This window comes from Candidatus Neomarinimicrobiota bacterium, assembly GCA_012964825.1.
In the GTDB taxonomy this organism is placed as follows: domain Bacteria; phylum Fidelibacterota; class Marinisomatia; order Marinisomatales; family S15-B10; genus UBA2125.
This window is the reverse complement of record DTTI01000040.1, coordinates 1-18763: the sequence shown is the minus strand read 5'-3', so window position 1 is coordinate 18763 and position 18763 is coordinate 1. Positions and strand designations below refer to the sequence as shown.

33 protein-coding genes are annotated in these 18763 nt (G+C 46.4%); all 33 read right to left on the bottom strand.

Going from position 1 to position 18763, the window contains the following annotated elements:
• Window positions 1-4: 4 nt before the first annotated feature.
• The 33 genes from EYO21_03980 to rpsJ all read right to left on the bottom strand — a co-directional run bounded on the left by EYO21_03980 (window position 5) and on the right by rpsJ (window position 18712).
• Window positions 5-409 carry a hypothetical protein gene (locus tag EYO21_03980; protein ID HIB02971.1) on the bottom strand — a complete coding sequence of 135 codons (405 nt, stop codon included), beginning with the start codon at window positions 407-409 and terminating at the stop codon, window positions 5-7.
• A 64-nt stretch (window positions 410-473) separates the two neighbouring features.
• On the bottom strand, window positions 474-1685 hold the full coding sequence (locus tag EYO21_03975; GenBank protein HIB02970.1) for an imidazolonepropionase: 1212 nt from the start codon (window positions 1683-1685) through the stop codon (window positions 474-476).
• Between the two features lie 16 nt (window positions 1686-1701).
• The gene (gene hutU, locus EYO21_03970; GenBank protein ID HIB02969.1) at window positions 1702-3360 is read right to left on the bottom strand and encodes a urocanate hydratase; all 1659 of its coding nucleotides are present in this window, start codon (window positions 3358-3360) and stop codon (window positions 1702-1704) included.
• A gap of 30 nt (window positions 3361-3390) precedes the next feature.
• A complete protein-coding gene (locus tag EYO21_03965; protein HIB02968.1) occupies window positions 3391-4563 on the bottom strand; it encodes a hypothetical protein in 1173 nt (390 codons plus the stop codon).
• 16 nt (window positions 4564-4579) lie between these two features.
• The gene (locus tag EYO21_03960) at window positions 4580-5023 is read right to left on the bottom strand and encodes a 50S ribosomal protein L17 (protein ID HIB02967.1); all 444 of its coding nucleotides are present in this window, start codon (window positions 5021-5023) and stop codon (window positions 4580-4582) included.
• An 8-nt stretch (window positions 5024-5031) separates the two neighbouring features.
• Window positions 5032-6009, bottom strand: a complete 978-nt coding sequence (locus EYO21_03955) for a DNA-directed RNA polymerase subunit alpha (GenBank protein HIB02966.1) — start codon at window positions 6007-6009, stop codon at window positions 5032-5034.
• Between the two features lie 21 nt (window positions 6010-6030).
• Window positions 6031-6648: a 30S ribosomal protein S4 gene (rpsD, locus tag EYO21_03950; protein ID HIB02965.1), complete on the bottom strand. Its 618-nt coding sequence runs from the start codon at window positions 6646-6648 to the stop codon at window positions 6031-6033.
• 15 nt (window positions 6649-6663) lie between these two features.
• A complete protein-coding gene (rpsK, locus tag EYO21_03945; GenBank protein HIB02964.1) occupies window positions 6664-7047 on the bottom strand; it encodes a 30S ribosomal protein S11 in 384 nt (127 codons plus the stop codon).
• 12 nt (window positions 7048-7059) lie between these two features.
• The gene (gene rpsM, locus EYO21_03940; protein HIB02963.1) at window positions 7060-7446 is read right to left on the bottom strand and encodes a 30S ribosomal protein S13; all 387 of its coding nucleotides are present in this window, start codon (window positions 7444-7446) and stop codon (window positions 7060-7062) included.
• Between the two features lie 2 nt (window positions 7447-7448).
• Window positions 7449-7562: a 50S ribosomal protein L36 gene (gene rpmJ / locus EYO21_03935; protein ID HIB02962.1), complete on the bottom strand. Its 114-nt coding sequence runs from the start codon at window positions 7560-7562 to the stop codon at window positions 7449-7451.
• A gap of 8 nt (window positions 7563-7570) precedes the next feature.
• On the bottom strand, window positions 7571-8350 hold the full coding sequence (gene map / locus EYO21_03930; GenBank protein ID HIB02961.1) for a type I methionyl aminopeptidase: 780 nt from the start codon (window positions 8348-8350) through the stop codon (window positions 7571-7573).
• A 1-nt stretch (window position 8351) separates the two neighbouring features.
• Complete coding sequence (gene secY, locus EYO21_03925; protein ID HIB02960.1) at window positions 8352-9689, bottom strand: preprotein translocase subunit SecY; 1338 nt, start codon at window positions 9687-9689, stop codon at window positions 8352-8354.
• Window positions 9686-10126 (bottom strand): 50S ribosomal protein L15, encoded by a 441-nt coding sequence (locus EYO21_03920; protein HIB02959.1) that lies wholly within the window; start codon window positions 10124-10126, stop codon window positions 9686-9688. Before EYO21_03920 ends, secY begins: the two co-directional genes overlap by 4 nt.
• Complete coding sequence (rpmD, locus tag EYO21_03915) at window positions 10126-10320, bottom strand: 50S ribosomal protein L30 (protein ID HIB02958.1); 195 nt, start codon at window positions 10318-10320, stop codon at window positions 10126-10128. The genes EYO21_03920 and rpmD overlap by 1 nt, the downstream gene beginning before the upstream one ends.
• A gap of 9 nt (window positions 10321-10329) precedes the next feature.
• On the bottom strand, window positions 10330-10833 hold the full coding sequence (locus tag EYO21_03910; GenBank protein ID HIB02957.1) for a 30S ribosomal protein S5: 504 nt from the start codon (window positions 10831-10833) through the stop codon (window positions 10330-10332).
• The gene (locus tag EYO21_03905) at window positions 10830-11201 is read right to left on the bottom strand and encodes a 50S ribosomal protein L18 (protein HIB02956.1); all 372 of its coding nucleotides are present in this window, start codon (window positions 11199-11201) and stop codon (window positions 10830-10832) included. The genes EYO21_03910 and EYO21_03905 overlap by 4 nt, the downstream gene beginning before the upstream one ends.
• 3 nt (window positions 11202-11204) lie before the next feature.
• Window positions 11205-11741: a 50S ribosomal protein L6 gene (locus tag EYO21_03900; protein ID HIB02955.1), complete on the bottom strand. Its 537-nt coding sequence runs from the start codon at window positions 11739-11741 to the stop codon at window positions 11205-11207.
• Between the two features lie 4 nt (window positions 11742-11745).
• Window positions 11746-12138 carry a 30S ribosomal protein S8 gene (gene rpsH / locus EYO21_03895; GenBank protein HIB02954.1) on the bottom strand — a complete coding sequence of 131 codons (393 nt, stop codon included), beginning with the start codon at window positions 12136-12138 and terminating at the stop codon, window positions 11746-11748.
• Window positions 12139-12163: 25 nt separating this feature from the next.
• A complete protein-coding gene (locus EYO21_03890; protein HIB02953.1) occupies window positions 12164-12349 on the bottom strand; it encodes a type Z 30S ribosomal protein S14 in 186 nt (61 codons plus the stop codon).
• Complete coding sequence (rplE, locus tag EYO21_03885) at window positions 12349-13077, bottom strand: 50S ribosomal protein L5 (protein HIB02952.1); 729 nt, start codon at window positions 13075-13077, stop codon at window positions 12349-12351. The genes EYO21_03890 and rplE overlap by 1 nt, the downstream gene beginning before the upstream one ends.
• Before the next feature lie 8 nt (window positions 13078-13085).
• Window positions 13086-13394, bottom strand: coding sequence for a 50S ribosomal protein L24 (locus tag EYO21_03880; GenBank protein ID HIB02951.1), 309 nt, complete (start codon window positions 13392-13394; stop codon window positions 13086-13088).
• Complete coding sequence (gene rplN, locus EYO21_03875; protein HIB02950.1) at window positions 13394-13762, bottom strand: 50S ribosomal protein L14; 369 nt, start codon at window positions 13760-13762, stop codon at window positions 13394-13396. Before rplN ends, EYO21_03880 begins: the two co-directional genes overlap by 1 nt.
• Before the next feature lie 29 nt (window positions 13763-13791).
• A complete protein-coding gene (gene rpsQ / locus EYO21_03870) occupies window positions 13792-14055 on the bottom strand; it encodes a 30S ribosomal protein S17 (protein ID HIB02949.1) in 264 nt (87 codons plus the stop codon).
• 5 nt (window positions 14056-14060) lie between these two features.
• Window positions 14061-14270, bottom strand: coding sequence for a 50S ribosomal protein L29 (locus EYO21_03865; protein ID HIB02948.1), 210 nt, complete (start codon window positions 14268-14270; stop codon window positions 14061-14063).
• A gap of 15 nt (window positions 14271-14285) precedes the next feature.
• Window positions 14286-14708 carry a 50S ribosomal protein L16 gene (gene rplP / locus EYO21_03860; GenBank protein HIB02947.1) on the bottom strand — a complete coding sequence of 141 codons (423 nt, stop codon included), beginning with the start codon at window positions 14706-14708 and terminating at the stop codon, window positions 14286-14288.
• Window positions 14708-15367, bottom strand: a complete 660-nt coding sequence (rpsC, locus tag EYO21_03855) for a 30S ribosomal protein S3 (GenBank protein HIB02946.1) — start codon at window positions 15365-15367, stop codon at window positions 14708-14710. The genes rplP and rpsC overlap by 1 nt, the downstream gene beginning before the upstream one ends.
• 10 nt (window positions 15368-15377) lie before the next feature.
• Window positions 15378-15722 (bottom strand): 50S ribosomal protein L22, encoded by a 345-nt coding sequence (locus EYO21_03850; protein HIB02945.1) that lies wholly within the window; start codon window positions 15720-15722, stop codon window positions 15378-15380.
• 5 nt (window positions 15723-15727) lie between these two features.
• On the bottom strand, window positions 15728-15994 hold the full coding sequence (rpsS, locus tag EYO21_03845) for a 30S ribosomal protein S19 (protein HIB02944.1): 267 nt from the start codon (window positions 15992-15994) through the stop codon (window positions 15728-15730).
• A 3-nt stretch (window positions 15995-15997) separates the two neighbouring features.
• The gene (rplB, locus tag EYO21_03840) at window positions 15998-16825 is read right to left on the bottom strand and encodes a 50S ribosomal protein L2 (GenBank protein ID HIB02943.1); all 828 of its coding nucleotides are present in this window, start codon (window positions 16823-16825) and stop codon (window positions 15998-16000) included.
• A 2-nt stretch (window positions 16826-16827) separates the two neighbouring features.
• Window positions 16828-17151, bottom strand: coding sequence for a 50S ribosomal protein L23 (locus tag EYO21_03835; GenBank protein ID HIB02942.1), 324 nt, complete (start codon window positions 17149-17151; stop codon window positions 16828-16830).
• A 1-nt stretch (window position 17152) separates the two neighbouring features.
• Window positions 17153-17782: a 50S ribosomal protein L4 gene (gene rplD, locus EYO21_03830; GenBank protein ID HIB02941.1), complete on the bottom strand. Its 630-nt coding sequence runs from the start codon at window positions 17780-17782 to the stop codon at window positions 17153-17155.
• A gap of 1 nt (window position 17783) precedes the next feature.
• Window positions 17784-18401, bottom strand: a complete 618-nt coding sequence (locus EYO21_03825) for a 50S ribosomal protein L3 (GenBank protein ID HIB02940.1) — start codon at window positions 18399-18401, stop codon at window positions 17784-17786.
• 2 nt (window positions 18402-18403) lie between these two features.
• Entirely contained in the window at window positions 18404-18712 is a 309-nt protein-coding gene (gene rpsJ / locus EYO21_03820) for a 30S ribosomal protein S10 (GenBank protein HIB02939.1), read from the bottom strand.
• Window positions 18713-18763 lie beyond the last annotated feature (51 nt).

Genomic DNA, 18763 nt, shown 5'->3' with positions numbered 1-18763 from the left:
TTGTTTAGAGGTATTTCACTTTTCGAACAAACTGTGCTGTATTGATTTTACCTGATAACAGTTGTTGCAAATCTACTTTTGCTGCTGTAGTCACCAGCCTGAAGCCTTCACCGAGAGGCACATCTACCGAGACAAAAAAAGTTTCCGGCTCGTAACCTGTTTTCATGGCCTGGCCGGCAGCTATGTAGCCCACAAGCATAACCATTTCAAAATTGTTACGATTACTTGCCAATGTGATATAGAAAGAGTCTTTACCTTTTTCGTCAGGAACAATTTTCATTTTGTCCCCGGATGTCTCAACACGGTAAGCCTTCGCAGTTTTTTGAACTTGACTGAAATATTTTTCATTGCCGAAAACCGGCTGAAAAGTGAGAATGAAAAAAACTGTTATAATAATCGGTTTCTTCAATAATCTCTCCTGGCTATCTACTTGAGGCCCGGCGAATTTAGTAAATGCTCTTCGTGAATTCAAATCACTTTCCTCGATAAACCACTTCCTTCCCCGATTTGAATACTCTATGAACTTTGTTCCCGCCCACATGATACGGAATTCTTTCAAGTCTGTCCACATCCCAAATGACAACATCCGCCTCCATTCCGACTTCGAGTGAACCGACACTCTTGTCCCGTCCCAGAGATTTCGCTGCAATTTGTGTAGCAGCCATAAACGACTCCTCCACCGACATGCTAAGATAGAGACAGGCAAGACTCATAATGAACGGCATGGATTGTATGGTACAGCTGCCAGGATTGAAGTCTGTGGCGAGTGCTACGCTAATGCCGGCATCTATCAGTTTTCTTGAGGGAGCGTAAGTTTGCTTTCCAAGAAAAAAGGTAGTCCCCGGAAGCAGGATTGCCACCACATCGGCTTCCGCCATCTTGCGAATACCTTCATCGCTTACATGCATAAGGTGGTCAGCTGAGAAGGCACCCACTTCCGCCGCCAGTTCGGCTGCTCCAGAATCAACAAACTCATCGGCGTGAAGCCGTGGTTTCAACCCATGTTCTTTGCCCGTTTCCAAAATTCGGCGTGAACTGTCAACATCGAACCAACCGTTTTCACAAAAAACATCACAGAATTGAGCAATACCCTGTTTCGTCACGGCGGGGATCATCTCATCACAGATGAGATCAACATAACCGTTCCTATTGTCGGCAAATTCATTGGGAAAATCGTGAGCACCCAAAAAGGTGGGTACCACATTGATGGCGACGGAATCAGCCGCTTCTGACAAAACTACCAATGATTTCAGTTCAGATTTGGTAGACAAGCCGTAGCCGCTCTTTGCCTCAACGGTCGTTGTCCCCAGGGAAAGAAAATCCTCAAGATGCCGCTTTGTCAATTCTAGTAGCTTCTCTTCCGGCATCTCCCGCAATGCATTTACACTGGCACGAATTCCTCCCCCCTGATCTGCAATTTCCTGATAACTCGTTCCAGAAACACGCATACCAAATTCATCGGCTCGTGCTTTGGCAAAAACGGGGTGTGTATGAGCATCTACAAAGCCAGGTGTTACGAGCCGGCCGTAAGCGTCCACTTTTTCATCGGCATCAGGCAGACTTTTATCAATCTCTGATATACGCCCTTCTTCGATAATCATATCCATACTGGTCTTTCGGATAATATCTTTTTTTTCTGAATTGTATGTGGTCAGTTCGCCTATATTCGCAACCTTTAGTGTCATTATTTAAATAGTGGGGCTACGATTTAAGCATGGGAATTTTGATCACGGCATCACGTGCATTTTTCTGAGCCCGTTCATACCCCGCATCGGCATGGCGTACAATACCGATGCCCGGATCGTTATTCAGGACACGCTCCAGTCTTCCGGCCATCTCAGGCGTCCCGTCAGCAACAATCACCTGGCCGGCATGGATTGATAGCCCCATCCCAACTCCGCCGCCGTGATGCACCGAGACCCAGCTGGCACCGCTGGCGGTGTTGAGAAGCGCGTTCAGGATAGGCCAATCGGCGATGGCATCACTACCGTCCTTCATTCCTTCAGTTTCCCGATAAGGTGACGCCACCGAACCGGTATCCATATGATCCCGACCGATGACAATAGGCGCCGAAATTTCACCGGAAGCGACCATTTCATTCATGGCCAGGCCCAGCTTTGCCCTGTCCCCATAGCCGAGCCAGCAGATCCTTGCGGGGAGCCCCTGAAATTGAACTTTTTCGTGCGCCATCTCGATCCAGCGGCAGAGTGCCTTGTCTTGCGGGAATAACTCAAGAACTTTTTCATCGGTCCTAGCGATATCGTCAGGATTCCCTGAGAGCGCTACCCAGCGAAACGGCCCCTTGCCGTCACAAAACAGCGGACGAATATATGCCAGCACAAATCCGGGATAGTCAAACGCTTCTTCAAGCCCTCCTTTCTTTGCCTGGCCCCTGAGATTGTTCCCGTAATCAAAAACAATTGCGCCCCGTGCCTGCATCTCCACCATTGACCGGCAGTGATTTGCCATCGCTTGGTAAGAAAGATGAATGTATTTGTCCGGATCGTTCTGCCGCACCGATTCCACAGCATCCCACGGAATTTCGTTAGGAATATAACCGTAAAGCTCATCATGAGCCGACGTTTGATCTGTCACCATATCTGGAATAATTTCCCGATCCAAAAATTCCGGAAATAAGTCGGCAGCATTGCCGAGGAGTCCGATTGACTTGGCCTCTTTTTTCTCTTGAGCTTCCTTTGCCAGTTGGAGAGCTTTATCAAGACTCTCCGCCATTACATCTATATAGCCCGTATCTACTCGCCTCTGAATCTTTTTACTATCTACCTCAACAGCAATCATCACCGCTCCATTCATGGTCGCAGCCAGCGGTTGAGCACCCCCCATGCCGCCCAATCCGGCCGTCAAAATGAGCTTCCCGCTCAAATCACCACCGAAGTGTTTATCAGCAGCAGCAGCGAAAGTCTCGTATGTCCCTTGCAAAATCCCTTGAGTACCGATATATATCCAGCTCCCCGCCGTCATCTGCCCATACATAATTAGCCCAAGCTTGTCCAATTCACGAAAAGTTTCCCAGTCAGCCCAGTTAGGAACGAGCATGGAGTTCGATATAAGCACCCGTGGTGCGTGGGAATGTGTTTTGAAAACGGCTGCCGGCTTACCTGACTGGACAAGCAAAGTTTCATCACTTTCTAACTCTTTCAACGCGATGAGAATAGCATCGAAACATTCCCAGTTTCTTGCTGCTTTTCCGGCCCCACCATACACAACCAATTCTTCAGGAATCTCAGCAACATCCGGATCGAGATTGTTCTGGATCATCCTGAAGGCGGCCTCTTGCTGCCACCCTTTACAGGTAAGCTCAGTACCTCTTGGCGCGCGTATTTCCCTCTGCTCAGTCACGTAGTAAATAGAATTTAAAGCCTGACTTTTTTACTTGGAAAGTTCATCAGCAATAGGAGAAAAAAATTCAATGGCAGACTTATAGGCATCGTAAGAAAAAACGGCAACTCCGCTGAGACCTGTCACCCGGCTGTATTTGATCTTGTCCCTTGTATCCAGTGCCTCCTGATTAAACGCTGCAACTCCCATGATAATTCCCGGCCAGTATTTTCGTGGCACTGATTTATAAATGTTATCGATTTCTTCAGCAAATTCCCTCAGTTCTGTAGCATAATTCATGGGCACCACATAATCCACAAGTCCTTCAGCCAGCCATCTGTCCCATTCTTGAAAATATCTGCTCCTGGCAATAGAGGGGTTTGGCTTTACAGCTGCAGTGAGCAGGCACTCGGGATTCTTACTGAGAACAAGACCGCTGAAGTTTTTCACAAGTTTTGTCAAGGCTTTCCTTCTGAATGTCGCCCATTTATTAAACAAACGCTGTTTCTCATCGTTACCCTTGTTAACATATCCGTTGCCGTTATCGGTCAATAACTTCAGAGGATCAACACCGTGTTGACGTTCGAAGTTTATCCTCGCGGCCATGTTGTAACCGAAATCAGAATCGCCATAACGAATGTAATCAAGATGAATTCCATCCAAATCGTAGTTTGAAATCAGCTCATCCGCCACCTTCTCAAGATAATTGAAGACTCCAGGGTGCGACGGGGACAAATATTTCTGAACAACCATTTCTTCGCTGTCTGACAGAGTACCAGTGGAAGTTGTTATACCAAGAGAACTTCTGTCCATCCACTCCGGAAATTTGTTAACGATATGATCGGGACTTTCCGGGGAACGGTGAGAGGACCATGCCAGAAGAACGTTAATCCAGGCGTGAACTTTAAGGCCGAGAATGTGACCTTTTTCAACCGCATATTTCAGAGGATCGAACCGCGGATCAGCGACGAGTTGAGATTTGATGACGAACTGACTGTTGTAAAAGGCATCGCCCCGCCCGCGAACCTGAAGGAAAACATGATTGAAATGATGAACTTTGGCAAATAGGAGCGCCCGGTCAATCTCCTCTGGCGAAACCATGGAATGCCTGACAACCCATATGGCGCGGAAGTCAAGGTTGGAAGCGGAAGGTTGCCCTTTCACGAAACCTGCACAAAAAAGAAAAAAGGCAACCAAAACAGCTGCCTTTTTAATCCTGAGCATCAGTTTTTTGCCGTTCCTAATCTTCAGTGGGGTCCGCTTTAGCCTTCGCCTTCTTCTTTGAGGACTTTCTGCTCTCTTCTTCTGTACTTTCTGATTCTATGCCTGCAAAATCGACAAACTCTAGCATGGAAACGGAGGCACAGTCGTTGTCGCGGAAACCGAGTTTCGTCACTCTGGTATAACCGCCCGGCCGATCAGCATAATGAGGTGCAACTTTATCAAAAAGGAGCTTCACGATGTCAGGCCTCCTGATGTGCCTGAGGACTGTTCTCCTGTCGTGGAGCGTACCCCTTCGGGCTTTCGTGATGAGAGGCTCGATGAATTGCTGAGTTGCTTTCGCTTTGGCGTGAGTTGTCTTGATCTGTTTGTGCTCGATAAGAGAAGAAGCGAGATTGGATAATGTCGCCTTTCGATGACTGGCATTTCGGCCAAGTTTTTTGACTCTTTTTTGATGTCTCATGTTTACTCTTAACCGTCAGTTTCCAGCATGTATTTTCCCACATCCATACCAAAAGAGAGCTCCATCTCGTCCAGTTTCTCGATCAATTCAGAGAGTGACTTACGTCCGAAATTTTTATATTTCAGCATTGCGTTCTCTTCTTTTGAAACGAGATCAATGATTGTATCAATACCCGCTTCCTTCAGACAGTTGTGACTCCGGACAGACAGTTCCATCTCATCAATTGATCTCTGTAGAACCTCCCGAATATGGAGTGCATCTTCATCAATTTCTTCAGCAACTTCAAGAATGGGATCCTCATCAGAAATCTTGAACATATTGAAGTAAGCTGTCAAAGCGCGGGCAGCGAAACTGACGGAGTTCTCGGGCGTGATCGTCCCGTCGGTGTGAACGATCATAGTAAGGCGCTCAAGACTGTCTTTCGCTGAGGAAACAGGTTCCACATCATAGGTCACCTGGGTGACAGGGTTAAAAATGGAGTCGATGTAAATAGTCCCGATGGGAGATTCAATTCTCTGGTGACTGTCAGCATCGACATAACCTTTTCCCACAGAAAGCTGAAGCTCGATGGTGAAGTTTGCTTTATCATTCATGGTCGCGATGGAAATATCTGGATTCATCACTTTGTACTGTTGTGAAGCACCATCGATATCCTTTGCCGTAAACTGACCCTTACCGCTGAAACTGAGCTGGATCTTGTCCGGTTTGGGATCGGTCAATTTGAATCGTACCTGCTTCAGATTCTGAATAATGTCAGCCACGTCTTCAGTAACACCTTCGAGCGTGGCATATTCATGCAAAACACCATCAATTTTTACCGCATTGATAGCAGAACCGGGGATGCTGGTCATGAGGACCCGGCGCATAGCATTGCCCACCGTAATTCCGGTACCTCTTTCAAGAGGTTCTAGAGTGAAACGACTAAACTCATCAGTGCGCAACTTTTTGTCAACTTTGAACTTTAGTTCACCATTTTTGGATGCCATATTGAGTGTCCTTTTTTAATACTACTTGGAATATAGTTCCACGACCATCTGTACTTTGAGGGTCGCATCAAAATCTTCTTTTTCTGGCAGTTTCGTTACCATTCCAGATAGAGAAGCTTTATCAAGAGACAGCCAACCTGAATCAAGATCACCTCTCACCTGCTTAACGGAGTCATGAATAACTGCCAGTTTCCTGCTCTTGCTTCGAACACCGATCTGATCATTCTCTTTCACTAAATAAGAAGGAATGTTTACAGATTTACCGTTTACAAGAAAGTGCTTATGATTTACCATCTGTCTGGCTGCCGCCCGTGTCGGCGAAAAACCCAGTCTGTAGACGACATTATCAAGCCGGCATTCAAGAATTTGAAGCAGATTCAGTCCTGTCTCACCGCTCATCTTGTCAGCCTTTTGAAAAAAATTTCGAAACTGCCGCTCAAGTAAGCCATACATATATTTGATTTTCTGCTTTTCCTTTAGCTGAAGACCATAATTGGAAGGCCGCCGGCGGCGGCTCTGTCCATGCTGGCCTGGAGAATAATTCTTACGTTCAAGAATTTTGGTAATCTTAGCATTTCCGAATATGTTTTCGCCAAACTTCCGAGCAATCTTTGCTTTTGGTCCAATATAACGTGCCATCGCTTCGCTCCTCTCTTACACCCTGCGCCTCTTGGGCGGGCGGCATCCATTATGCGGAATGGGAGTCACATCCTTAATTGCGGTCACCTCCAGACCGACAACAGCAAGTGATCTGATGGCCGTCTCACGACCGGATCCCGGGCCTTTTACTTCAACTCTCACTCGTTTCAATCCAATATCGAGTGCTATATTGGCAGCTTTCTCGGCGGCCTGCCCCGCAGCAAAAGGTGTGCTTTTTCGAGATCCTTTGAACCCCATGGCACCGCCACTGGCCCAGGCGACCACATTGCCGTGCAAATCAGTGAGTGTTATGATTGTATTGTTGAATGTCGCCTTGATATGAGCAACACCCTCATCTGAAGTGAGAACTTTCTTCTTCTTACGTTGCGGCTTTGCCATAAATCTCCTCTTTTATCCTTTCTTGCCTACTACTGTTTTTTTGCCGAGACCAACAGTCCGCTTTCTTCCTTTGCGGGTACGCGCATTTGTTTTTGTTCTCTGACCATTTACAGGAAGACCGCGGCGGTGACGAAATCCCTTGTATGAGCCGATATCTATGAGACGCTTAATATTCATGGTGTTCTCGGTTCTCATTTCACCTTCAACCTTCATCTTTCCCACCACTTCACGAATGGACGATACCTGATCCTCCGTCAAATCTTTAACACGGATATTACCGTCAACGCCTGATTCAGCGAGCACTTTCTGGGCGGAAGTCCGCCCAATGCCGTAAATGGAGCAGAGTGAAAATTCTACTTTCTTATCTCTCGGTAAATCAACACCAGCAATACGAGCCATAATTATCCTTGTCTTTGCTTATGCTTTGGGTTCGCACAGATAACTCTAACAACACCCTTCCGGCGAATGATTTTGCACTTGTCACAGATTTTTCTGACCGATGATCTTACTTTCATATCACATCTCAGGCAACCGCGTAGTCAGCCGCTTCCTGATAAACTCCGTTACTCAAAATCTGGGCACCATCTTTCCCCACCAAAACTGTATGTTCAAAATGTGCCGACGGCTTACCATCTCTGGTACAAATTGTCCAGCTGTCATCCTTCGTAAAGATTTCCTTATCACCGAGATTCACCATTGGTTCTATGGCAAGGCACATCCCTTCCTTCAGTTCAACACCTTGACCGGGGGACCCATAGTTCGGAACCTGTGGATCTTCATGAAGCTCTCTGCCGATACCGTGGCCGACCAGTTCTCTCACTACTGAAAAGCCGTGTTCTTCCACGTGAGACTGAATGGCGTGACCTATATCAGACACTTGATTCCCATGGGTCGTTTTTTCCACTCCGATGTAGAGAGCTTCTTCAGTTACCCTCATCAAATCTCGCACATCTGAAGCCACGTCACCCACAGCGTATGTTCGAGCACTGTCTCCATAATAATCATCCTTCAAAACGCCACAGTCGATACTAACAATATCGCCATCCTGCAATTCCCGGCCACCGGGAATACCGTGAACCACTTCATCATTGATTGAAATGCAAAGAGTGGACGGGTAATCCATATATCCTTTGAAAGCGGGCTCCCCACCCTGATCCCGTATAAAGGTTTCAGCAAACTGATCCAGTTCCTTTCCGGTTACACCGAAAACAATCTTTTCCGCAAGGGCAGAAAGTGTTTCATAAACGATACGGCCGCTCTCCCGGATTTTCCCGATCTCTCTTTCACTACGAATGTTTACCATCTTAAGCACGCTTCCGGCCGCGAATACGGCCCTTCTTAAGGAAACCATCATAGTGTCGCATTAAGAGGTGAGATTCAACCTGCTGAAGCGTATCCAGAGAAACACCAACGATAATGAGCAGACCAGTGCCACCGAAAAATGAGGCAAGATCATAGCCCACATCCATGGTATTCATCAGTATGAAGGGAAAAATGGCAACAAAAGCGAGGAATACAGATCCTGGTAACGTCACCTTACTCAGGATGTTATCGAGGAATTCTGAAGTTTTCTTTCCGGGCCTGACGCCTGGGATGAATCCACCGTGCTTCTTCATATTTTCAGCCACTTCCTGAGGATTGAAAGCGATAGCGGTATAAAAGTAAGTGAAAAAAATGATAGTCAGCCCGAACACTGTCCAGTAGAACCAGTGCTGGGGCGAGAAAACCCGTATTACACCCTGCATGAATTCACTGCCCTGAAAAAACATTGCAATTGTATTGGGCAGGAACATGATAGACTGTGCAAAAATGATAGGCATAACACCAGCAGTGTTCACCCGCAACGGAATGTGTGTGGACTGCCCACCGTAAACCTTGCGGCCCACAATACGTTTAGCGTATTGAACAGGAATCTTCCTTGTCCCTTGTGTCAATAGAACAACAAATGACACAATAATGAACATGATGCCCAGTAATACAACTTCAGTCAAGGGTCCTCTCACTTCTTCTTGAATAAGAGCTACTTCACTGACAATGACGTTGGGCAGCCCTGAAACGATACCGATCATAATAATCAGTGAAATCCCGTTACCAATGCCTCGCTCCGTAATCTGCTCTCCAAGCCACATGATAAAGATGACACCTGTCACAAGAGTAATCATTGTCAAAAGTCTGAAACTGAGCCCCGGCTCGGGCACGACAGTCATCTGGAAACCACCCACCGTAGACTCCAGGTTCTCCAGGAAAATTGCGATGCTGTACCCTTGCAAAGATGCAATAAGAACCGTGCTGTAACGGGTAATCTGAGTTATTTTCTTTCTTCCTTCATCCCCCTCCTTCTGCAAACGCTGAAAGTAGGGAACTACGACACCCATGAGTTGGAGAATAATGGACGCTGAAATGTAAGGCATGATGCCCAGAGCAAAAATGGTCGCCTTCTGAAAAGCGCCACCAGCGAAAAGATCGTACAGTCCAAAAAGGGTGTTCTGGAAATTTTGGATGGCGGCACCGAGTGCATCTGTGTTAATGCCTGGCACAGGAATATGTGCACCGACCCGCACCACAACCAGCAGCGCAAGGGTGAAAAAAATGCGCTGTCTAAGTTCTGGAATGGCTAAGATATTTCTGAATTTATCGATCATGCTACAATGGCTTTCCCACCTGCTTTTTCAATCTTTTCAGCTGCAGTTACGCTGAACGCATTGGCATAAACCTCCACGGCTCTCTCGATATCACCGTTGGCAAGCACCTTCACAGGTTTGGCAGCAGATTTGATAACACCTTTTTCAAGCATTGTGGCAATATCAACTTTCTCATCATCAAGTTTGGAGATAGCCGACAGGCTGATATTTTGGTACTCATTTTTAAACCTGGCATTGGTGAAGCCCCGCTTTGGCACTCTTCTCTGAAGAGGCATCTGGCCCCCTTCAAACCATGTTCTTCGCTTGCTGCCGGTACGTGAATGATAACCTTTATGGCCCCGACCGGCTGTTTTCCCGGTCCCAGAAGCTTGGCCGCGACCAAGCCGTTTCCGGTCTTTAGAAAGGCTCTCAGGTGCTTTCAGTTCACTAAGCTTCATTACGCTTCATCTATTTTCAGAAGGAAACTGACCTTGTTCACCATACCTCTAATCACCGGCGTATCTGCATGAACGACAGTCTGATGCATCTTGCGAATACCTAGTGCTCGCAGTGTTTTTTTGGCTTTCAGATTGTGACCTATTGCGCTCTTAATCTGAGTTATTTGTAAAGATTTGGGTAATTTTTTTACCATTATTAATCTTTAACTGAATATTTCACCAATTGTTATTCCACGCCTGTTAGCGATAGAAACAGGATCTTGCAAGTTCCTCAGTGCAACCTCCACAGCTCTCACAGTATTATTTATGTTTGAAGAACCGTACCGTTTGGTGAGCACATCAGTAATTCCGACTTGCTCAATAAGTGCCCGCACAGCGCCACCAGCGATAATACCCGTTCCAGGTGACGCCGGTTTAAGCATAACTTTAGCTGCGCCAAACTTTCCTTCAATTTTATGAGGGATTGTCCCATTGATAATTGGAACTCTGAACATGTTTTTCTTGGCGTTTTCCTTCGACTTTGAAATGGCTGATATTACCTCGTTTGCCTTTCCGTAACCTAGCCCCACATGGCCTTTTCCGTCACCAATGGCTGCAAGAGAACTAAAGCGAAAACGACGACCCCCCGCCACTACTTTGGCCGTCCTGTTAATCTTGATAACAGTTTCTTCCTTCAGTTCCAGTTCAGTAGGGTTGATGCTACTCAAAACTTAAGTCCTCCTTCGCGGGCACCGTCTGCAACAGCCTTTACACGACCGTGATAGAGGAACCCGTTCCGATCAAAAACAACTTTAGAGAGATTTTTCTTTTTCGCTCTTATCGCTAGCTCCTTGCCCACTATGGAGCTCAGCTCAGTTTTAGTCACAGGCTTTTTAGACTTGGGAGCAAGAGCCTTCTCGGTCGATGAAGCTGTCACCAGTGTCTTACCAGAAACATCGTCCACCAGCTGGCCGTAGATATGTGATAAGCTACGGTAGACCACAAGCCGCGGTCTTGCTTCCGTGCCGAAGGCATGGCGTTTACTCCTGCGCCGTCTCCGCTCTCTCCGTTCTGCCTTTTTTAACTGTTCTTTCATGGCTTATTCACCCACTGTCTTGCCCTTTTTGATCTTGACATATTCTCCTGAATAACGGATTCCCTTGCCTTTGTAAGGTTCAGGTGGGCGGAATGATCTGATCTTGGCGGCAACCTGTCCTACAAGTTCTTTGTTTATGCCGGAGACAGTTATGGAATTTTTTGCAGCTTTAATCTCAATCCCCTCTGGTGATTCAAAATAAATATCGTGAGAAAAACCGAGTGTCAGCTTCAACCTTTTTCCGTCTAGATTTGCCGTATAGCCAACGCCATTAATCTCCAATTCCTTGGTGAACCCTTCAGTAACGCCTTGCACCATATTGGCGATAACAGCTCTGGTAGTACCATGAAGCGAGCGGTGAGACCTATTGTCACTGGGACGTTCTACCAGAAGATGACTGTTTTCTTGCTTCACTACCATATCCGGATGAACATCAAAGCTAAGGTTCCCTTTTGGTCCTGTAATAGATACAAGCTTGCCATCTTGGGACACCTTAACCCCTTCGGGAACTGAGATGGGTTGTTTTCCTATTCTTGACATGTTCTTACCAGACACTGCAGATCAGTTCACCCCCAATATTCAGTTTTTTTGCAACTTTGTTTGAAATCACACCTTTCGACGTGGTCAATATGGCAACACCGAGACCATCGAGAATTCTTGGAATTTCTCCCGCTCCCACATAAACACGCCGGCCAGGCCTGCTTTCTCTTGCGATATGCTGGATGACAGATTCTCCGTTTCTGTCATACTTCAAAAAAACGCGCAACTCTTTCTTAACCGCGTGATCCACAATAATAAAGTCTTTGATATAATGTTCTTCCTTAAGGATGTAAAGAATGCGTTTCTTAAGATTTGAAGCGGGGATGTCCACCCAACGCTTGCCCATATGCAAGCCGTTGCGAACTCTCGTCAACAAATCGGCGATTGGGTCTGTCATACTCACTTTTTGTTTTCTCTCCTTGTTACCAGCTGGCTTTCGTGACGCCAGGTATTTCTCCCTTTAAAGCAAGCTCCCGGAAGCAGAGACGACAGAGACCAAACTTTCTTAGGAAAGCGCGGGATCTACCGCATTTTGCACATCTGTTATACTTGCGGACCTGAAACTTCGGCTTAATACTTGCCTTGAATATGAGTGATTTTTTAGCCATTAATTAACCTCTGTTAAATCAGCCCCGTCTTCAGAAGGCATGGCTGCTCGCTCAAAGCGATTGTCCAGCCTGAATGGAAAACCGAAGGATTTCAAAAGAAGGTATGCCTCCTCATCTGTCCTGGCGCTGGTAGTGATAGTAATGTCTAGTCCCCGAATTTTATCAATCTTATCGTAATCGATTTCCGGGAACACAATCTGTTCCAGAACACCAAAACTGTAATTACCACGACCATCAAAAGATTTCACGGAAAGACCAGTAAAGTCTCTTACACGAGGTAGAGCGATTTTAATAAGTCGCTCTAAAAATTCGTACATGTGCCAGCGCCGGAGTGTTACTCTCGTTCCAACAGGATCCCCCACACGAAGCTTGAAATTGGATATGGCTTTCTTGGCCTTAGTTACCACAGCTTTTTGGCCGGTGATAGTTATGAGATCGTTAATAGCGTGTCCCAGAGCGTTCTTATCTTCACGAGCATTGCCGATGCCGATATTCAAAGAAATTTTTAGTATCCTAGGCACCTGGTACGGATTTTTCAATCCAAGCTGTTTCTGAAGCGCAGAAGAGACATTATCCTTGAAAAGGGTAGTCAGGTTGGGGAGATAACCATTCAATTGAGTCGTTTTTTTCGCGTCGCCCTTGGGCTTTGCCGATGGCTTCACTTTGGACTTGACCTTCGGCTTTGATTTTGTTTTTTTTGCAGATTCTTTTTTCTTTGCTTCAGCCAACTTCTCTCCTAGGAATCAATGTCTTCGCCTGTCTTACGAGCGACTCTGACCTTTTTTCCAGTATCCAGTAAACGATGACCAACACGGGTTCGGCTTCCTGAAGCAACCAACATCACATTGGAGGTATGAACAGCCGCTTCTCTTTCAATTATTCCCCCTTGTTGATTCTTCTGTGTTGGTTTTGAATGACGTTTCATAAAATTAATTCCTTCGATAATCACCCTTTGTGACTTGGGGTTCACACTGAGCACTTTACCCTTTTTCCCCCGGTCATCACCGGAAATCACCTCAACCGTGTCCCCCATGCGAATTCTCACTATATCACCTCCGGTGCCATTGAAATGATCTTCATAAAACCTTTTTCGCGGAGTTCGCGGGCCACAGGCCCGAAAATTCTTGTCCCCGTAGGTTCACCTGAGTCTGTGAGCAAAACAGCTGCATTATCATCAAACCGGACATAGGACCCATCTTTGCGACCAACCTCTTTTCGTGTTCTCACAATCACCGCACGAGATATTTCACCCTTCTTCACCATACCACCTGAGATTGCCTGCTTAACAGAAACAACAACAATATCACCAATGGAGGCGTACCTCCGCTTGGACCCACCTAGCACTTTGATGCAGAGTACTTCCTTCGCGCCCGTATTGTCTGCAACTTTTAATCTGGTTTCTGACTGAATCATGGATCTTCTTTATTTTTCTCAAACGGACTTTAAGTGGTTCTACCCTTTTCAACAATCTCCGTCACCCGCCACCGCTTTGTTTTACTCTTGGGGCGTACGGAAATAATCTTCACCTTATCACCTGAGTTGCATTCATGATGGCCCGTGTGAGCACTATATTTTTTCTTTTTAGTGATATACTTTTTGTAAACAGGGTGAAGAACCCGTCGCTTCACTTCCACACGAACAGTTTTTTCCATACGGTCGCTCACGACCATCCCATCAAGAATCTGTCTTTGTCCTCTCTCAGCCATGATCGTTATGCTTCCGCCTGTCTGATACCAAGTTCAAATTCATTAAGTACTGTTTTTATTTGAGCAATCTCTTTTCTCAAATAACGAAGTTGGAGCGGGTTCTCCAACTGCTGAAGCGCCTTCTGAAACTTTAGTTCTTCCAACCCTTGCTGGACATCTATCAAGCGAGATTTCAGTTCATCAACCGATAATTCTTTCAATTTTTCTCTCTTCATACTTTTTTATTCGGATCAACCGGTCAATGCTCTTCGCTCAGCTAGTATTGTTCTAACGGGTAACTTATGTCCGGCAATACGGAACGCCTCGGCAGCTAAATCCTTGTCGACACCTTCCACCTCAAAAAGAATTCTTCCAGGCTTCACCACCGCCACCCACTGGTCTGGGGCTCCCTTACCTTTACCCATCCTCACTTCGGCCGGTTTCTTGGTAATGGGCTTATCGGGGAAAACCCTGATCCACATGCGACCATGCTTTCTGATCTGCCGAATGATTGCTACACGGGCTGATTCGATCTGTCTTGCAGTTACCCATCCGGGTTCCACAGCCTTCATGCCGAAACTCCCGAATGCCACATGACTCCCTTTGGTGGCTATCCCCCGTCTGCGACCACGATGCTGTCTGCGCCACTTAACTTTTTTTGGCTCCAGAGTCATTAGGTTCCTATTGATCCGTTACAAATCCAGACCTTAACCCCAATGATTCCGTATGTGGTTCGTGCTTCAGTAATAGCAAAATCTATGTCAGATCTCAATGTCTGGAGCGGAACTCGGCCTTCTCGGAAAGTCTCCTGACGAGCGATATCGGCGCCCCCAAGACGGCCTGCCACACGAATCCTGATGCCGTCCGCTCCCATCCGGATGGTAGACTGAATCGCTTTTTTTACTGCACGACGGTAGCTGATTTTCTTTACAAGTTGATGAGCAATATTCTCTCCTACCAGTTTTGCATCCATCTCAGGCCTTTTGATTTCCGAAACATTCACCTGTGTATCCAGGGTGTACGGTTTACCTGTTTCAGGATTGACTTTTGTGGAAAGCTGTTTAATCTCTTCCCGTAGCTTGTCTACATCCTTACCACCCTTGCCGATGACAATCCCCGGCCGCGAAGTATTGATCGTCACTGTGATCTTCTTAGAAGTCCGATCGATATCTACACTAGATATGCCGGCGTTGGGAAGACGCTGATTCACGTAGCGCCTGAGCATAATGTCCTGAGAAATGTAGTTGGCAAAGTTTTTCCCGCCAAACCAGTTGGAAGACCACGGTTTGTTAATGCCCAGTCGAAATCCCGTCGGGTGTGTTTTCTGTCCCAAAACTTCTCCTTTAATCTTTCTCAGCCACAACAACAGTCAGGTGACTGGAGCGCCGTCTGATTCGTGATGCCCTGCCCATGGAGGCTGGACGAAACTTCCGCACGGTAGGTCCTTCATCTACAAAAGCTTTCTTCACAAACAAATCTTCTGTGGCTGTGCTGGCAGTCTCTTCAGACTGAAGAAAGTTGGACACAGCTGAGTGTATCGTCTTCTCAATCACTACTGATGCTTTCTGAGGGGCAAAGTGAAGAAGGTTCAGTGCAGTCTCCACATCACGGCCACGAATCTGGTCAAGTGTCTTTTTCACTTTTCTTGCCGATTGGCGAACAAACTTCGATTTAGCTACTGCTTCCATCTCTGCTATTTCCTGTCACCTGCGTGCCTTCTAAATATCCGTGTCGGAGAGAATTCTCCTAATTTATGACCAACCATATTCTCGGAAATGAATACCGGAATAAACTGTTTTCCATTGTGAATTGCCAATGTGTACCCAACGAACTCCGGAGTGATGACGGAACGTCTAGACCAAGTTTTGATGACCTTCTTTTTACCGCTTTTCTTCATCTGTAAAATTTTCTTGAGCAACTTCTCATCAATGAATGGACCTTTTTTTACGGAGCGGGCCACGAATTATTTTCTCCTTTTCGCAATGTAACGGTTAGATGCCTTATTCTTCTTCCGGGTTTTGTAACCTTTTGTCGGCTTACCCCACGGCGTAGTAGGATGGCGTCCACCTGATGATTTACCTTCACCACCGCCCATAGGGTGATCAACGGGATTCATGGCTACGCCGCGAACTTTCGGCCGCCTGCCAAGCCATCTTGCCCGGCCCGCTTTACCGAGCTTCACTGCCTCATGACTTTTGTTGCCCACTTCTCCGATGGTGACCATACATTTTTCGTCCACCATTCTCACTTCTCCCGATGGAAGTTTCAGAGTGACCATACCGGCGTCTTTTGCTAACATTTGCGCGCCAACACCGGCACTGCGAACCATCTGTGCACCCTTGCCGGGTACAAGCTCAACATTATGAATAAAAAACCCTGACGGAATCTTTGAAAGAGGTAAACAGTTACCAATCTTCAGCGGCGCCTTTTTCTGTGACGAAACAACCTCATCTCCCACTTTAATTCCGTATGGCGCCAGGATGTAACGTTTCTCTCCATCAGCATAGTGTAAGAGAGCAATACGGGCAGAACGGTTTGGATCATACTCGATGGCTGCAACTTTTGCAGGAATATCAAATTTGTTTCGTTTGAAATCAATGATGCGGTACTGACGTTTATGCCCGCCGCCGCGGCGTCGGCTTGTGATACGTCCTTTATTATTGCGACCACCACTCTTCTTTAGTGGACGGATAAGGCTCTTCTCCGGTTTACTTCTAGTAATTTCCTCAAAAGTCGATACAGACTTTTGCCGTTGGCCGGGAGTGGTCGGTTTAACTGTTTTAACAGGCATTGTTAGCTTTCAACTCCTGAATCGTAAAGATCAATAGAGAAACCTTTATCCAGGGTAACAACGGCCTTTTTCCAGCTCGATCTCTTGCCTGATGTCTTGATAACACGGCCGCCGCTTCGGACAGACATTTGTTTACTTTTTCCGAGGAAGTTCATTGTGCGGACCTTTGTTATTTTCACATCAAACTTTTCTTCCACAGCCCGCTTGATCTCAATCTTATTTGAATGAGGATCGACTTGAAAAGCATACATATTCTGAGAATCCTCAAGTTGATTCATCTTCTCAGTGAGAATAGGGCGGAACAATATTTGCCTCTTCTTATACATGTTAATTCACTGCCAATTGGTCATTAAGATTCTTCAGCCCGTCTTTTTCAAAAAGCAGGACCTCCGCATTAAGCAGATCGTAGGTCGATGCGTTCGTTGCCTCAACAATAGTTACATTTGGTAGGTTCCTGACTGAAAGGGCTACATTCTTATTACTGGCTGCCGGGAAAAATGTGGTCTTTTTCCCATCTATTCCCAACTTGTTCAAAATGTAAGAAAAATCTTTTGTTTTAGGTGATGCCAGTGAAATCTCTTCCACTACCATTATCTCCTTATCACCGGCCCGCTGAGAGAGAACGCTCCTACGTGCCAACCTCTTCATTTTCTTGGGAAGTTTGTATAAATAATCCTTCGGCTTGGGACCGTGAGTTACGCCTCCGCCTTTCCAGATCGGAGAGCGGATAGATCCTGCACGGGCAACTCCTCGACCTTTCTGCCTCCACGGCTTTCTTCCCCCTCCACGAACTTCAGATCGCGTTTTAGTGGAATGTGTCCCCTGCCGCGAGTTGGTCATTTCGGACACTACCGCCCGATACACAACGTCGGTATTCGGCTCAATCTTGAAAACCGAGTCCTTCACTTTCATCTTTGAGATCACTTCGCCTTCAAAATTGTGTACAGGTAAATCCATCTTATTTCGTCACCACTACAATTCCGTTCTTTGCTCCAGGTACCGCGCCTTTTAAAAAGAGATGGTGATTTTTAAGATCAACCTTCACCACTTCCAAGTTCTGCATAACAATGTTGCGATTCCCGTGCTGGCCAGCCATTTTTGTTCCAGGCCAAACCCGTGAAGGATCAGACGCTTGGCCGATAGAGCCCGGCGCTCTGAGCCGGTCTGATTGACCGTGTGTTTTCGTACCACCGCTAAATCCGTGGCGCTTAACAACACCTGTAAAACCTTTACCTTTAGACACGCCCTTGACTGTTACAAAATCACCTTCTCCGAAAATTGAAACTGTTACCTCATCACCCAGCTCTGGCTTTTTTCCACGGCCCATTGGAAATTCCATCAAGCACCTTTTTGCTGAGACACCCGCTTTCTTAAAATGGCCTTCAGCAGGACGATTTACCTGCTTTTCACTTTTTTCACCAAAGCCGACTTGGACCGCTGAATAGCCATCTTTTTCCTCAGTTTTGACTTGAGTAACAGTACAAGGCCCGGCCTCAAGAACTGTAACGGCTTGGCTTTCCCCATCCTGGCTGAAGAGACGTGTCATACCGATCTTTTTTCCAATCAATCCAGTCATGATTAGGCCTTAATCTCGATATCAACTCCCGCTGAGAGGTCCAACTTCATCAGTGCATCGACTGTTTTAGGTGACGCATTGAGTATTTCGATTAAACGTTTGTGGGTCTTTGTCTGAAACTGTTCTCTTGATTTCTTGTTTACATGCGGCGAGCGGAGAACTGTGTAAATCGTTCTTTTCGTCGGGAGCGGAATAGGGCCTGTTAAAATAGCACCCGTCTGTTTAACCGTTTTTACGATCTTCTCCGTAGACTTGTCGATCAGTCTATGATCGTAGGCCTTGAGTTTGATTCTTAGTGTCTGGGCCGCCAACCATCTACTCCACAATCTCAGTCACTACACCAGCACCAACCGTACGACCAC